12 protein-coding genes are annotated in these 15,615 nt (G+C 67.7%); 1 reads left to right on the plus strand and 11 read right to left on the minus strand.

Going from position 1 to position 15,615, the window contains the following annotated elements:
- Positions 1-8 precede the first annotated feature (8 nt).
- From WKR98_RS03945 to WKR98_RS03980, 8 genes are all read right to left on the minus strand, one after another.
- Positions 9-2,195: a hydantoinase B/oxoprolinase family protein gene (locus WKR98_RS03945; RefSeq protein ID WP_341432131.1), complete on the minus strand. Its 2,187-nt coding sequence runs from the start codon at positions 2,193-2,195 to the stop codon at positions 9-11.
- 16 nt (positions 2,196-2,211) lie between these two features.
- Complete coding sequence (locus WKR98_RS03950; protein WP_124691971.1) at positions 2,212-4,305, minus strand: hydantoinase/oxoprolinase family protein; 2,094 nt, start codon at positions 4,303-4,305, stop codon at positions 2,212-2,214.
- A gap of 167 nt (positions 4,306-4,472) precedes the next feature.
- Entirely contained in the window at positions 4,473-6,497 is a 2,025-nt protein-coding gene (locus WKR98_RS03955; protein ID WP_124692542.1) for a UvrD-helicase domain-containing protein, read from the minus strand.
- A gap of 200 nt (positions 6,498-6,697) precedes the next feature.
- Positions 6,698-8,860: a primosomal protein N' gene (locus WKR98_RS03960; RefSeq protein ID WP_341433792.1), complete on the minus strand. Its 2,163-nt coding sequence runs from the start codon at positions 8,858-8,860 to the stop codon at positions 6,698-6,700.
- Positions 8,861-9,307: 447 nt separating this feature from the next.
- On the minus strand, positions 9,308-10,381 hold the full coding sequence (gene hemE, locus WKR98_RS03965) for a uroporphyrinogen decarboxylase (RefSeq protein WP_341432132.1): 1,074 nt from the start codon (positions 10,379-10,381) through the stop codon (positions 9,308-9,310).
- A gap of 46 nt (positions 10,382-10,427) precedes the next feature.
- The gene (gene mdtI, locus WKR98_RS03970; protein ID WP_341432133.1) at positions 10,428-10,760 is read right to left on the minus strand and encodes a multidrug/spermidine efflux SMR transporter subunit MdtI; all 333 of its coding nucleotides are present in this window, start codon (positions 10,758-10,760) and stop codon (positions 10,428-10,430) included.
- A 9-nt stretch (positions 10,761-10,769) separates the two neighbouring features.
- The gene (locus WKR98_RS03975; protein WP_341432134.1) at positions 10,770-11,135 is read right to left on the minus strand and encodes an SMR family transporter; all 366 of its coding nucleotides are present in this window, start codon (positions 11,133-11,135) and stop codon (positions 10,770-10,772) included.
- A gap of 38 nt (positions 11,136-11,173) precedes the next feature.
- On the minus strand, positions 11,174-11,329 hold the full coding sequence (locus WKR98_RS03980) for a hypothetical protein (protein WP_161568004.1): 156 nt from the start codon (positions 11,327-11,329) through the stop codon (positions 11,174-11,176).
- A 375-nt stretch (positions 11,330-11,704) separates the two neighbouring features.
- Between WKR98_RS03980 and WKR98_RS03985 the strand changes: the two genes are divergently transcribed.
- Positions 11,705-12,604, plus strand: coding sequence for a LysR family transcriptional regulator (locus tag WKR98_RS03985; RefSeq protein WP_124691975.1), 900 nt, complete (start codon positions 11,705-11,707; stop codon positions 12,602-12,604).
- A gap of 13 nt (positions 12,605-12,617) precedes the next feature.
- On the opposite strand, the gene WKR98_RS03990 is transcribed toward WKR98_RS03985, so the two are convergent.
- The 3 genes from WKR98_RS03990 to WKR98_RS04000 form a co-directional block, all read right to left on the minus strand.
- A complete protein-coding gene (locus WKR98_RS03990) occupies positions 12,618-13,598 on the minus strand; it encodes a Bug family tripartite tricarboxylate transporter substrate binding protein (protein ID WP_341432135.1) in 981 nt (326 codons plus the stop codon).
- 167 nt (positions 13,599-13,765) lie between these two features.
- Positions 13,766-14,509, minus strand: coding sequence for an IclR family transcriptional regulator (locus tag WKR98_RS03995; RefSeq protein ID WP_341432136.1), 744 nt, complete (start codon positions 14,507-14,509; stop codon positions 13,766-13,768).
- Positions 14,510-14,545: 36 nt separating this feature from the next.
- Positions 14,546-15,511 carry a VOC family protein gene (locus WKR98_RS04000; protein ID WP_341432137.1) on the minus strand — a complete coding sequence of 322 codons (966 nt, stop codon included), beginning with the start codon at positions 15,509-15,511 and terminating at the stop codon, positions 14,546-14,548.
- Between the last annotated feature and the right edge of the window lie 104 nt (positions 15,512-15,615).

The following is a 15,615-nucleotide window of genomic DNA, read 5'->3' on the forward strand; positions in this document are numbered from 1 at the left end:
TGCCTCCTTCAGGCCGCGACCTGGATGTCGAACAGGGATGCCTCGCCCTTGCGGCGCACCTCGACGTCGAGCAGCGTGGCGCAATGCGGGCAGGCGTGCTGGACGACCTCGAGGTCGTGGTGGATGCGCACGCGCGGGCCCAGGTCCTCGGGGGCGGCCAGGTGGTGGCGCGCGTAGTCCTTCCAGTTCTCCGCCGCCGGCGCGATGGCCGTGTCGCAGCTGTTGCAGACCAGGTAAGGCGTACCGGAGGCGCGCACGATGCGCGCCACGTCGCCGACGATGGCCACGGGTTCGGCCTGTCCGGTTTTCGGAAGCGCGGCCAGCGTCTTGCCGGCGGGCCATGCCAGCCGGCGCTGGCGGATCGCGGCGCGCGCGGCGCCGGTGGCGGCCTCGTCCAGCACACCGCCCTTGGTCACGACGCCGAAGATGTGTTCGGCCACCTGGGCCGAAAAGGCTCCGGCCGCGACATCGGCGGCCACGCTGTCGGCCGGCCGGCCCAGCGGATCGCCCCAGCCGCCGCCGGCCGTGGGATTGCATTCGTAGACGTCGTCCTTGCCGAACTCGAACTCCGGGGGCTTGGCGTTGAACTCCACTTCCTCGCCTTCCAGCCCGTCCATGCGGTCGGGAAACACGCCGTCGGCCAGCAACTGGCGGATGTTGCTGTGGCGCAGGAAGCGGCGATGGTTGCAGCCGCTGGGGTAGCCGCCGAACAGGCCGCGCGACGTGGGCGACTGGTAGCCGTGGCAGGCGACCAGCGACTCGACCTCGTCCACGCCGTGCAGCACGAAGGCCGCGCCCGCGGCCTGGCCGCCGACGTTGCGGCCGGCGCCCGAGCTGTCGGTGATGATGCGGCGGTACATGTACAGCACCGGCAGCTTCAGCTCGGTGGTCTCGACGTTGGGCGCGCGGCCGGCGGTGATGTTGCGCTGGCCCGAAACGCTCACGCCGTCGCGGTGCGCATAGGCGCCGCCGCCCGACAGCATCACTTCCAGGATGGGCGCGGTGGCCGGTTCGCCGTACTGGTTGCGGCCGTGGATGTGGAACAGGTCCGGTCCGCTGGCCGGCGACGACTGCGCCTCGGCCAGGTAGTCCGGATGCGTGGCCATCAGCTTGGAGATGACCTCGGTGGTGGTGACCTCGACCAGCCACATCGCGCCCAGCGGCCCCTGGCTGCACGGCGCGGGGAACTTGCACGAAACGATCGAGCCTTCGGTGGACAGCACTTCCAGCGGCCTCAGCAGGCCCTCGTTCCACGGCAGGTCATAGGCGATGACCGGCAGGATGCCGGCGTAGACCCCGGCCAGGAGGCCCGTGCGCGTCGCGTTGACGAAGCCCGGCGCCTGCGGGTCGGACCCGGTGTAATCGAACACGATGTGGTCGCCCTGCTTGCGCAGCTCGACGTGGATCTTGTAGATCTTGTTGTCGAAGCCGTCGTGGTCCAGGAAGGCCTGGGCGCGGAACACACCGTCGGGCAGTTCCTTCAGGCGCTTGCGCATCTTGGTCTCGGACAGGCTCATCATGCCGTCCATCACCGTCAGCACCGTGTCCACGCCGTACTTGGCGATGGTGTCCAGCAGGCTCTTCACGCCGATGTTGTTGGCCGCCATCAACCCCTTCAGATCCAGGCTGATATTGGTGGGCAGGCGCGACATGCCGGTGATGAAATTCAGCACGTCGCTGCGCAGCTCGCCGCGGTCGATGATCTTGACCGGCGGGATCAGCATGCCTTCCTGGCGGATGTCCTTGGCCATGGAGGCGAAGCTGCCCGGCACCATGCCGCCCACGTCCAGCTGGTGGGCGCAGGCGCCGGTCCAGCCGATGCGCTTGCCATCGACGAAGATGGGGGCCAGCACGCCCACGTCCGGGCAGTGCAGCGCGCCCTTGTGCGGGTGGTTGACGATGAACATGTCGCCCGGATTGATGCCGACCGAGTCCTCGCAGTCCTCGATCACGTGTTTGACCATCAGCGACAGCGAGGCCGCGTGGAAGGTCACCGTCTTGCCCATGGTGACCACTTCGCCGAAGGCGCGGTAAAGGCCGGTGTTGAAGTCGGTCGCTTCGTTCACCAGCGCCGACCCCGACACCGAGGCCAGCGTGGCCGCCTGTTCGTCGGTGATCGACAGCAGCCGGTGGCGGATCACCTCGAAGGTGATCGGGTCGACCTCCTTGGCCGTGTATTCGTAGACCTGATGCATGCTCGTCTCGATAGCGTTATTGGTTGCGCGCGATGGAAATCACGAAGTTGCCGTAGGGCTCCATTTCGACCGACTGGTCCGGGCCGACGACGATGGTGGTGTCGGGCCGCTCGATGATGCAGGGGCCCGCGATGGCATGGCCGGGGCCCACGTCCTCGCTGCGATAGATGTCGGCGCGGATGAAACCGTGGCCGTAGAAATAGACCTGGCGATCGGATACCGGCCGGTTCGAGCGGCCGGCGCCCTCGACCTGGCGCGCCGCCGGCTTGATGACCGGGGACGTGCCCTCGACCCGCACCACGGTGAACTCCACGCCCGAGCTGCGCAGCGCGGTGTTCTTGCCGTAGATGCGCTCGTACTGCGCCTCGAAGGCATCCACCAGCGCATCGACGTCGGCGGCCTGGAGCTGCCCGGCCGGCACCTCGACGCCGATCTCGTGCACCTGCTGGCGGAAACGCATGCCGATGTAGCGGTGGATGGTGACGTCGTCGCCCAGCGCTTCGCGCGCGCGGGCCTCGATCTGGCCGAAACCCTCGTTCAGGGCCGCGATGTCGATGTGCTCGGACGCCCGCTTGAAGCGCGCCGGCGCGTGCTGGCCCACCGCCAGCGAGAACGAACGGTGGCGGTCGCCCGTGACCGTGCCGTAGGCCGAATGCGCTGGCCCGGTGTTGGGCACGACCACCTTGCCGATGCCGGCCACCTCGGCATACTGGTGCGCGTGCGTGGCGCCCGCTCCGCCGTAGGCCATCAGCACGAAGTCGCGCGGATCGTAGCCGGCGCGCAGCGTGACCCGGCGCAGCAGGTCCGCCATCTGGTTGTTGGCGACCTCGCGGATGCCCGCGGCCGCCTCTTCCACGCTCATGCCCAGCGGCTCGGCCACGTGCTTGCGCACGGCTTCGCGCGCGGCCTCGACGTCCAGCCCCATGCGCCCGCCCAGGAAGTAGCGCGGATCGATGATGCCCAGCACCACGTCGGCGTCGGTGATGGTCGGCTCGACGCCGCCGCGGCCGTAGCACGCCGGCCCGGGCGTGGAGCCCGCGCTTTCCGGGCCCACGGTCAGGTGGCCATCGCGCACGCGGGCGATGGAGCCCCCGCCCGCGCCGATGGCCGTGACCTTGATCGACGGCAGCGCCACGTGGAAGCGGCCGACTTCGCGCACGGTTTCCAGCAGCGGCTGGCCGTCCACGATCAGGCCGACGTCGAAGCTGGTGCCGCCCATGTCGGCCGTCAGCACGTTGCGGTAGCCCAGTAGGTCGCCCAGCTTCTGCGAGGCCAGCACGCCGCCGGCCGGACCCGAGGTCAGCAGGTTGGCGGCCTGGAACGCGGCCTCGGCCGCCGGCAGCACGCCTCCGCCCGATTCCATGATGGAGATCGGCCCCTTGAAGCCGAAGCGCCGGATCGCCCCTTCCAGCCCGTTGATGTAGCGATGGATGACCGGGCCCAGATAGGCGTTGATCGACGTGGTCGAGGTGCGCTCGTATTCGCCGATGATGGGCACCAGCAGCGAGGACGTCGTCACGAACAGCCCCGGCGCTTCTTCCTCCACCAGTTCGGCCAGGCGCTGCTCGTGCGCCGGATTGCGGAAGGACCACAGCAGGCTGATGGCGATGGCCTCGACGCCCGCCTCGCGCAGCTCGCGTATGGCCTGCCGCGCCGCCGCCTCGTCCAGCGGCACGATGACTTCGCCCTTGTAGTCCACGCGCTCGGCCACGCCCTTGATCAGGTCCGGCGGCACGATGGGCTCGGGCACGCGGCGCTTCGAGAAGTGCGAGATCTCGTGCGTGGGCATGCCGATCCAGCCGCCCATGGCGCGCTGGATGCGCAGCGTGTCCTCGAAACCGCGCGTGGTCAGCAGCCCCGTCTTCGCGCCCTTGCGCTCGATGAACGCGTTGGTCGCGGCGGTGGTGCCGTGCGAGAAGTATTTCAGTTCGGCCACCAGCCGGTCGGCCGGAATGCCCAGTTCCTCGGCCGCCAGTTTCATGGCGTCCAGCACGCCGCGCGTGCGGTCGTCGGGCGTGGTCAGTGCCTTGAAGATGCGCACGTCGCCGTCGTCGGACAGAAGAACGAGGTCGGTGAACGTCCCTCCGATATCCGTACCTATGTAAGACACGAGTCTTTCCTCCAGATGCCGCCCCAGCGGGCGATCGTTCCCCGGCACACGGCAGCCACGCGGCCGCGTCCGAATCTGGCGCTATTAGAACCCGAAAAACATTCTATGTATAGAACTATAGAATGTTAAAAGACTAGGTAATTACCCTTTTATAGCCGCACGCGGGCTCACTCCTTCTTCAGCAGGGACTTCAGCCGGTCCAGCCTTTCCTTGGCGCTGAGCCCCGGCGTGGCGTCGGCCACCTCGTCGGTCTCCAGCCCCATTTCCTTGATGAAGCGCGAAGGTTCGCGCGCGATGTCCTCGCGGCCGCGCTTGCGCTTCTTGCACCAGGTGACGTTCAGCGTGCGCCGCGCGCGCGTGATGCCGACATACATCAGGCGGCGTTCTTCCTGCACACGGGCTTCCAGCGATTCGGCCGCCTTGGCGGGGTCGCCTTCCTCGTCGTCCTTGCCCAGGTGGGGCAGCAGCCCTTCCTCGGTGCCGATCAGGAACACGTGCGGATACTCCAGGCCCTTGGAGGCGTGCAGCGTGGACATGCGCACCAGGTCGGGATCCTCGTCGTCGCTTTTCTCGAGCATGGTGATGAGCGCGATGTGCTGGACCAGGTCCATCAGGCTCATCTTGTCTTCCTCGGCCTTGCGCTTGAGCCAGCCCAGGAGGTCCAGCACCGTCTGCCAGCGGTTCTGCGCGCCACGTTCGTCGAAGTGGTCGTACAGGTAGCGCTCGTACTGGATGGCGCGCACCAGGTCGTCCAGGATCTCGGAGGCGCTCTCGCCCGACGGAGCGGCGTCGCCCTTGGCCGCGCCGGCGCGCCACTGCATGCGGTTGATGAACTCGCAGAACTCGCGCAGCGGCCCGAGCTGGCGCGGTTGCAGGCGCTGCTCCAGGCCGGTCTCGAATACTGCGGTGAACAGCGGGATCTCGCGCTCGCCCGCGTAGGTGCCCAGCACTTCCAGGGTCGACTGCCCCACGCCGCGCTTGGGCGTGGTGATGGCGCGGATGAACGCCGGATCGTCCTCGTCGTTGGCGATCAGGCGCAGGTAGGCCATGATGTCCCGCACTTCGGCCTTGTCGAAGAAACTCTGCCCGCCCGACACCATGTACGGGATCTTCAGGTTGCGCAGCGCCTGTTCGAGTATGCGGGCCTGGTGGTTGCTGCGGTAGAGGATGGCGAAGTCGCGCCAGTCGGCCTTCAGCTCGAAGCGCGCGGCGGAGATGCGCATGGCCACGGATTCGGCCTCGGACTCTTCGTCGTCCATGGGGATGACGCCGATCGGATCGCCCACGCCCAGGTCGGACCACAGCTTCTTGTCGAACAGCTTGGGGTTGTGGCCGATGACGCTGTTGGCCGCCGCCAGGATGCGCTGCATGGAACGGTAGTTCTGTTCGAGCTTGATGACGCGCAGGTTGGGATAGTCGGTGGTGAGCTTGGCCAGGTTCTCGATGGTCGCGCCGCGCCAGGCGTAGATGGCCTGGTCGTCGTCGCCCACCGCGGTCAGCATCGCGCGCGGTCCGGTCAGCAACTGCACCAGCCGGTACTGGCAGGCGTTGGTGTCCTGGTACTCGTCCACCAGCAGGTAGCGGATGCGCGACTGCCAGCGCTCGCGCGCCTCGTGGTCGGACTCCAGCAGCCGGGCCGGCAGGCGGATCAGGTCGTCGAAATCGACGGACTGGTAGGAACGCAGGGTGGCGTTGTAGCTGCGGTACACGCGCGCGGCGTCGCGCTCGCTGTCGGTGGTGGCCAGGCGTTCGGCCTGGTCCGGCTCGACCAGCGCGTTCTTCCACAGCGAGATGGCGTTCTGCACGGCGCGGATCAGGCCCTTGTCGGTCGTGGCGACCAGCTCCTGCACGATGCCCATGGCGTCATCCGCCGCCAGGATGGAGAACTGCGGCTTGAGTCCGACCTGCTTGGCTTCCTCGCGCAGCATCTTCACGCCCAGCGAGTGGAAGGTGCTGATGGTCAGGCCCTTGATGGCGTTGGGCGGGGCGACGGAGCCGACCCGCTCGGCCATCTCGCGCGCGGCCTTGTTGGTGAAGGTAAGCGCCGCCACGTTGCGCGCCGAATAGCCGCAGTCGCGCAGCAGATAGGCGATCTTCTGCGTGATGACGCGGGTCTTGCCGCTGCCCGCCCCGGCCAGCACCAGGCACGGGCCGTCCAGATAGCGCACGGCCTCGCGCTGCGCCGGGTTCATGCCGGCGTCGAGCGGCGGCAGCGCGTGCGATGCGCGCCCGTCGGGCTTGTTCAGCCGCGAGTCGGCGCGGTCCATGGCACGGGTCGCGGCGGAGGGGGAAGAGGCAGTCATACGGAAGCTTGGCTATCGATGGCGCGCGGCGGGCGGCCGCGCGGACGGTAATCGGGAGGCGGGCGTGGACGGCGGCCGGCGATCGCGCATCAGATCTCCAGCGGATCGACCTCGAGGTGCCAGCGCACCCGGGCGGTCGCCGCCAGGCCGGGCAGCACGCCGCCCCAGGCCCGCAGGAAACCCTGCAGCGCGGGACGGCTGTCGCTTTCCACCAGCAACTGGGCGCGTTCGACATTGGCCACGCGAACCACGCGCAGCGGTACAGGATCATAGAGCGTAATGCGCGACATATCCGCGGCCTGGGACGAATCGGTCCCATCGGTCCAGGCGCGGGCCTGCGCCAGGAAGGCCTGCGCCTGGGCCAGTTCGCGCGCCTCGGCGGTCAGCAGGGCCTGGTAGGCGAACGGCGGCAGGCCCGCCGATTCGCGTTCGCGCAGCGCATAGCGCGCGAAGCCCGCGTAGTCGTGGCGCACCAGCGCCTGGTACAGCGGCTGCTCGGGATAGCCGGTCTGGATGTAGACCTCGGCGGGCGTGCCCGCGCGTCCGGCGCGGCCCGCCACCTGCATCAATTGCGCGAACAGGCGCTCGGGCGCGCGAAAGTCGTGCGAGAACAGCATGGCGTCCGCATTGAGCACGCCGACGAAGCCCAGATTCTGGAAGTCGTGCCCCTTGGCCACCATCTGCGTGCCGACCAGGATGTCGATGTCGCCCGCGTGCATGCGGGCGAACAGTTCCTGGGCGCTGCCCTTGCGGCGAGTGCTGTCGGCATCGATGCGCGCGATGCGCGCGCCGGGGAAAAGCTCGCCCAGGTGTTCTTCCAGCCGCTGCGTGCCGCGGCCCATGGGCTGCAGGTCCTGGTTGCCGCAGTCCGGGCAGGCCATCGGCACCCGCTGCTGCCAGCCGCAATGATGGCAGCGCAGCTCGTGGCGCCCGGGGCCGCCCGGCATGCGCGGCGGCTGGCGATGCAGCACCATGTAGGCCGAGCAGCGCGGGCAGCCGCTGACCCAGCCGCAGGCATCGCAATGCAACACGGGCGCGTAGCCGCGCCGGTTCAGGAAGATCAGCGATTGCTCGCCCTTTTCCAGCCGCTGTGCCACCGCTTCCAGCAAGGGCGGGGCCAGGCCCTGCTGGAGCTTTACATTGCGGGTGTCGAGCAGCCGGATGCGCGGCGGTTCGGCGGCCAGGGCTCGCTGCGGCAGGGACAGCAGCAGGTAGCGGCCGGACTGGGCATGGTGCCAGGTCTCCAGCGACGGCGTGGCCGAGCCCAGGATCACCGGCACGCCGCGGTCGCGGGCGCGCCAGATCGCCAGGTCGCGGGCGGAATAGCGCAGTCCTTCCTGCTGCTTGTAGGAAGGGTCGTGCTCTTCGTCCACCACGATCAGGCCCAGATCGGGCAGCGGCGTGAACAGCGACAGCCGCGTCCCCAGCAGCACCCGGGCCTGCCCACGCACCGCCCGCAGCCAGGCCTCCAGCCGCTCGCCGTCGGCCAGTCCGCTGTGCAGCACGGCCACCCCGCCCGGTCCCGCGATGGCCTCCAGCCGCCGGCGGAACACCTGCTCCAATTGCGGCGTCAGGTTGATCTCGGGCACCAGCAGCATCACCTGCCGGCCCTCGCGCAGGACACGCTCGGCCACGCGCAGGTAGACCTCGGTCTTGCCGCTGCCGGTCACCCCATGCAGCAGGACGGGCTTGAAGCCCGACAGGCCCGACAACGCGTCCACCGCCTCCTGCTGCGACGCGTTCAGGGTGGGCAGGGAAATCGGCGGCGCCGGGAGCGTCGGCTCGGGGTTTTCAGGTACAGAGCCGTTTTCTTCGGAAGTAAGCGCCTGCTCTTCACTTTCCGCGGGGCTCTTCTTGCGCCGTGTCCGCTTGGGCTTGGCCGCGCGCGCAGCTTTCGCATCCAGCCGGGCCACCGGTCCGCCCGCCGCGCGCAAGCCCTGGTAGGCCGCCGGCTTGCGCAGGGGCCCGGGCAGCGCGGGCAACATGACCTCGCCCAGCGGACGTTGATAGTAATCGGCCGCAAAAGCCGCCAACTTCAGCCAATCATCGGGAAATGGAGGCAGATCATCCAGCATCTGCACCACGTCCTTGACCTGCTCGACCGCCACCGCCGGCGTTGCCGGGGTCTCGATGACGATGCCCACCATCTCCCGCCGGCCGAAGGAAACGATCAAGCGCTGTCCCACCCGCGCACCGGCGGGGGCGCGGTAGTCGAACAGTCCCGCCAGCGGCACGTCCAGCGCCACGCGCACCCAGGTCGTCCCTTCCTCCCTGCTTGGCGGCGGGACGAGGGACAGAGGGACGGACGGGGATGTGGACAACTGTCGAACTCCGGCGAAAGACCACGGCGTCACCGTCGCGGGAACTTAAAGTAAAACCTCTGAAACTTTGCTAACTCCACTATTCGACAGGGGATTTTTTTCGTGCCGAAACCTGTGGATAACTTTGGGGACAACCGGCGCACAAATAAGGTAATAGGACGTAGACGAAAAGTGCTTGCTTTGGGATCTAATGATACAGATTCACTAAAACCTAGAAAAATCAACTACTTAAAGCCTACAGCCGTAGTCCCATCGAGTTTGCAAGATATGTTCCCGGCCCATGCCCGAATGTGCATAAGTTGAATCCGCATGCCAGACAATACGGGTAAGCACTGGTATGCCCCGCCCCCGCGTGGCGGGAGCTTGTCCACACAGCCCCTAGGCGCCGGCGCGCGGCCCGCGGCGGTGCTGGTGGACGGCCTCGACCAGTACCTCGACCGCCTCGGGCGGCGTGAACTGCGAGATGCCGTGGCCCAGGTTGAAGACGTGGCCCGGCCCCGTACCGTAGCTGTCCAGCGTGCGCGCCACTTCGGCCCGGATGCGGTCGGCGCCGCCGAACAAGGTCATCGGATCCAGGTTGCCCTGCAAGGCGACGCGGTCCCCCACGGCGGCCCGCGCCTTGCCCAGGTTGACCGTCCAGTCCAGGCCGACGGCATCGCAGCCGGACGCGGCGATCTCTTCCAGCCACAGCCCGCCGCCCTTGGTGAACACGATGGCCGGCACCTGCCGGCCTTCATGCTGCCGCACCAGCCCGGCCAGGACCTGCCGGGTATAGGCCAGCGAGAACTCCTGGAACAGCCCGTCGGCCAGCACGCCCCCCCAGCTGTCGAAGATCATGACCGCCTGGGCACCCGCCTCGATCTGGGCATTCAGGTAGACGGCGACCGCCTGGGCGTTCACGCTCAGGATCCGGTGCATGAGATCGGGCCGGCTGTACATCATGGTCTTGACCGTGCGGTAGTCGCTGGACCCGGCGCCTTCCACCATGTAACAGGCCAGCGTCCACGGACTGCCGGAAAAACCGATCAGCGGCACGCGGCCGTGCAGGTCGCGCCGGATCTGCTTGACGGCGGCGAACACGTAGTCCAGCTCGGCCATGTCGGGCACGGCCAGGTTGGCCACGTCGGCCTCGGTGCGCAGCGGGCGCGCGAAGCGCGGCCCCTCGCCCGCGGCGAAGTCCAGGCCCAGGCCCATGGCGTCGGGCACGGTCAGGATGTCGGAAAACAGGATGGCGGCGTCCAGCGGAAAGCGCGCCAGCGGCTGCAGCGTGACCTCGGTCGCGTAATCGGGATTCTTGGCCAGGCCCAGGAAGGAGCCGGCGCGCGCGCGGGTGGCGTTGTACTCGGGCAGATAGCGGCCGGCCTGCCGCATCAGCCAGACCGGGGTGTATTCGGTTTCCTGGCGTGCGAGAGCCCGCAAAAAGACGTCATTCTGGAGTTTGGGCTCGGACACGGCGGACCTCGGCAAAGAGAAGCCTGGGATTTTACCTGGGTGGCGCTCAAGCGAACTTCATCAGCAGCAGCCCGATCACCAGCAGCCCCATGCCAGCCCAGCCGGCGGGCCGGATGCGTTGGCCGAACAGGGCCCGGCCGGCCAGCGCCGTGGCCAGGATGCCCAGCGCGCCCCAGGCGGCGTAGGCCACCGACAGCTCGATGCCCTGCACCGCCACGTACAGGCAGGCGAAGGCACCGAACACCAGGGTGATCGACAGCGCCCCGTACAACTTGCGGGTGAAGCCCCGCGACAGTTTCAGGAAAATGTTAGCCGCCACTTCCAGGCCCGCCGCGACCAGCAGCATGACCCCGTGGAACCAGGTGAAGGAATCCAGCATGGCGCCCCCTTACCGCGGGGCGGCAAGCGCGGGAACGGTGTCCTCGTCCGCGGCGGGTGTCATGCCGCGCTTGATCAGCAGGATGCCGCCCAGCACGGCGGCGATGCCGGCCGCCTTGGCGGGGCCGATGCTTTCACCGAACCAGGCCAGGCTGACCAGCGTGATCGCCACCAGCCCCACGCCTTCCCAGACGGCGTAGGCCAGGCCCACCGGCACGCGGGTCACGGCCAGCGACAGCGCGTAGTACGACGCGCCCAGCAGGACGAACATCGCGGCCAGGCCGCCCAGGTGTCCGTGGATACTGCTCCATTTCATGAAGCTGGTGCCGGCCACCTCGGCAACGATGGCGATGGCAAGAAAAAACCAATGTCGCATGATGCGCTCCTCGTTCTCATGGCTGTATTGCGGAATTGTTACCTTGCGAGCAACAATATTCCGGCCATGATGACGAAGGGCAGCAGCACCTTGGCGGCGGCCACGAGAACCTCGGCCGGGCGGAACGCGAACGCGGGGTTCGGCATCGCCGGCGGGGCGGCGGGGGTGAATCGATGGGTAATGGGCGTATTCATGATGCGCTTCCTTGAGTTGACGAGCGCGAGCAGCCATGCGGCTGGCGCGGCGGTCGTGCGTGATGGCGAGGTCTGGTTGCGTGCACGGCGGCACGGGCGTCCGGACGACGCTAACGATCCGGTGCGGGCAGGATCGAGGAAGCGCGGAAGACACGGGCAGGATGGCTGCGGAGAACCGGCCGGGCACCATGCGGGGCATGGACGGCGATTCGGGCATATCCTGCGGCGAACGTGGCAGGGCGCCTTGCGATCGGTCCGCGGAACAGCGGGCAGAACATGGGGTCGCTCCCTATGAAAAAGGATACTGATTGCGTATTCCAGTATAGGGTGTCATTGCTTCGATGCCTTGACTACATTGTTATCTATACTTGAACAATGGACCGCCTGACTCCCATACGCGCCTTCCTGGCTGTGGCCGACACCGGCAGCTTCACCGGCGCCGCCCGCAAGCTCGGCGTTTCCCGCTCGGCCATCACCGGCCACATCCAGGAACTGGAACGGCACCTGGGCACCCAGCTGCTCAATCGCACCACCCGGCGCGTCTGGCTCACGCGCGAAGGCCGCCGCTACGCCGAGCGCGCCGGCATGCTGCTCGAAGGGCTGGCCGAGCTGGACGCGGAGATCCAGACGCGCAGCGGCCGCGCCGAAGGCCACCTGCACGTGGAAATGGCCGAATCGGTCGCCAACGCGCGCGTCATCCCGCGGCTGCCGGAATTCGTCCAGGCGTATCCCGACATCTCGCTGCGCATCTCGCTGAACGAAGGCGTGGTCGATCCCACCGTCTCGGGCGCCGACATCGGCCTGCGCGTGGGTCCGCTGCGCGATTCGCCCCTGCGCTTCAAGCTGCTGGGCCGGGGCAACTACATCATGGCGGCCAGCCCCGCCTACCTGAAGCTGTACCACGCGCCGCGCCACCCGGACGAGCTGCGCCGGCACCGGCTGATCGAGTTCTGGGATCCGGACACCGGCCGTCCCTACGACTGGCAACTGGTCAAGGGCAAGCAGACCGTGAGCATGGCCGCCGAGGGCCGCCTGATCGTGGACAACACCCGCGCGGGCCTGACCTGCGCGCTGGCGGGGCTGGGCATCTACGAGGACCTGGACTTCCTGCTGGCGCAGTCGCTGGCGGAAAAGCGCCTGGTGCAGGTACTGCCCGACTGGAAGCGCCCGGGCCCGCCCATCGCGGTGCTGTACACCGCGCGCCGCCCGGTGCCGCCCCACATCAAGGCCTTCGTGGATTTCCTGGTGTCGGTGTTCGGGTCGGGGCGCGGCTAAGGCGCGCCACGGATCATTCCGGCACCAGGCCGATCTTCCGGGCCACCGCCTGCCATTGGACGAGATCGCTGCGCACGGTGGCGCCGAACTCCGCCGGCCCTTCGGGCAGGATCTCGAAACCGGACGCCACCAGGCCCGGGCGCACGCCCGGCTTGTCCAGCGCGCGCCGGATCGAGGCCGCCAGCTTGTCGATCACGGCCGGCGGCGTGCCGGCGGTGGTCATGACCCCGCCCCAGATGGTGGCCGAATAGGTGGGGAAACCCGATTCCTGCACGGTCGGCACGTCCTTGAGCAGGGACAGGCGCCGGCTTTCGGCCGTGGCGATGACGCGCACCCGTCCGCTCTGGATGAACGGCAGCGCCGAGATGATGGACGCGAACATGACCTGCACCTGGCCCGCTATGAGATCCGTGAGCGCCTGGCTGGCGCCCTTGTAGGGAACGTGGACCATCCGGATGTCGGAGACCTGCTTGAACAGTTCGGCCGCCATGTGGTGGGGCGTGCCGCTGCCCGGGGAGGCGTAGTTCAGGCGGTCGGGATGTTCGCCCGCATAGGCCACGAGTTCGCGCATGTTCTTCACCGGCAAGGCGTTGTTGACCACGATGACGATGGGCTGGTTGGCGATACGCATGACAGGAGCCAGGTCGCGGGCCACGTCGAAGGGGATGCTGCGCAACACGAACGGATTGATGGTCAGCGTGTTCGTGGCAAGCAGCAGCGTGTAGCCGTCCGGCGCCGCCTTGGCCACAAGGTCGGCGCCGATGTTGCCGCCGGCCCCCGGCTTGTTGTCGACGATGATCGGCTGGCCAAGGATGTCCGCCAGCGGCTGCGCGATGTCGCGCGCCAGTACGTCGTTGCCTCCGCCCGCGGTGAACGGCACGACGAAGCGCATCTGCCGGGTGGGATACGCATTGCCCTGCGCCCGGGCACCGCCCGGCAGTCCCCATGCCATCGCGGGCAGCGTGGCCAGGAGGGCACGCCTGTTGTGGTCCATAGCTGTCTCCTCTCGGACGGGACGCTCGTTTTTAGTCCCAATATACGGAATATAGTGACACTACAATCGTTTTTTTTCTATTTATTTTTTCGTATTTTGGGATTTTTACGGAACGAGGGACAAAAAACGCCGCCGCCCGGGGTGCGGGCGGGCTCCGGCCAAGGGGGTCAGTCCGCCCCGGTCCGGGGGGCGGCGATCTGGCGTATACCGGCTTTCAGGGATTGCAGCAGGCCTTCCTTGTCCAGCACCTCGTACCGCTCGGTGCGGAACACCATGACGAGGCCGGCGGGCATGTTCAGGGGATCCTGCTCGATGGGGGCCGCCACGCCCACGTTACCCTGGTCGAGTTCGCTGAAGGACACTGCGTGGCCCACCCGTTTGACGGCGGCCAGCGAGGCCCGGAACGCTTCCCACGATTCGCCCATGCCGGCCTGGGCGATGGCCTCGGCATGCGCCCCGTACAGCCGCTTCTGGCGGACCGGCGGCAGGCAGGCCAGCAGCACCTTGGAGCCCGCGCCCCGGAACAGTGGCATCACCCGGCCACGCCCGTAGCTCATGACCAGTTCCTGGTCACCGCTTTCGCGGTGCGTGACCACGACCTGATCCTCGTAGAAGACCGTCAGCAGCACATCGCATTCGTACCGCTTGCGCAGGACCTGCATAACCGGCAGGCTGGCCATCAGGATCGGATCCCGCTGCCGGATGCAGTAGTCGAGCTGGATGATGCGCGGCCCCAGCGCATACCCGCCCGCCGCGCGCGTCAGGAAGCCCGCGTCGCACAGTTCCTTCACGTAGCGATACGCGGTGCCGCGGCTGTAGCCGAGGGTCGACATGATCTCCTCGGCGGTCAGGACGGCATGTTCCGACGAGAAGGCGTCGAAAACGGCGAGCATACGTTTGAGACTGGACATGTCCGCGGATCCGGAGCGGTGGGGGATTGCGGAATGCTACCGCATGCCATCGGCGGCCAGCTGATGATGGCCGGGCAGCACCTGCACCGGCGCGCGCTGCCCCTGGGCCGCCGCGGCCAGGCGCAGGTCCAGCGCCAGCGCGCGCTTGTCCGCGGGCAGCCACTGGCGCTCGTGTCCCCACAGACTGGCCCCGTGCGTGAGTTCACACGGCTGCCAGTCCCCGTCCACGCTGCGTCCGCCCCAGCCGTATTCGATCATCAGCGGAGACGGCGTGCGGACGTAGAACGAAGTCATGAAGTCGTTGATGTGCCGGCCGAGCGTCACTGCCACGCGGTCCTGCTCGCACGATGCGATATCGTAGCCCTGCCCCACGTCGTCCAGTGAACACAGCTCCACCATCAGGTGATGGATGCCGTCGGAGTCAGCCTCGATCAGCGCCAGGCTGTGATGGCGTGAATTCAGGTGGAAGAAGTAGGCCTTGAAGGGCTCGCGCATGTAGTCGCTCAGTCGGAATCCCAGCAGGTCGCGATAGAACGGCACCAATGCGTCGACATGGCGCGCGTTCAAGACCACGTGCCCAAGGCCCAGGGAGCCGGTGCGAAAACCCGATATCGCGCGGCCCGGGCGAAACGGTTCACCGCCCCGGGCGGCGCCGTGGAAGACCTCCAGCCGATTGCCCGCGGGGTCGGACAGGGACAGCAGCCCCGTGACCTCCCTGCGCCGCGCCAGCGCTTCCGGTTCACGGACGAACGGCACCCGCGCGCGCTCCAGGCAGGCGCCCAACGCGTCCAGCGCCCCCGCATCGGCGACTTCCCAGCCGAAGAAATGCGGCCGGGCGGCGTCCGCGTCGAGCAGCAGGCGCTGGCGCCAGTCGTCCATGCGCAGCGCCAGGGTGTGGCGGCTCCTGTCGCCGATCTGCATGCCCAGCAGCCGTTGGGCGAAATCTTCCCACTCCGCCAACCGAGAAGTGCCCAGGCCCACGTATCCCAGAGATTGCAGCATTGCGCCGCTCCGTATCTTCAAAATCCCATAATACGTGAAAAACAAATTAATAATTCGGAAATTTTTTGCTCAAATAAGCATCTGTACTGTATATTGAGAAAAAA

Source organism: Pigmentiphaga sp. YJ18 (genome assembly GCF_038066655.1).
In the GTDB taxonomy this organism is placed as follows: Bacteria; Pseudomonadota; Gammaproteobacteria; order Burkholderiales; family Burkholderiaceae_B; genus Pigmentiphaga.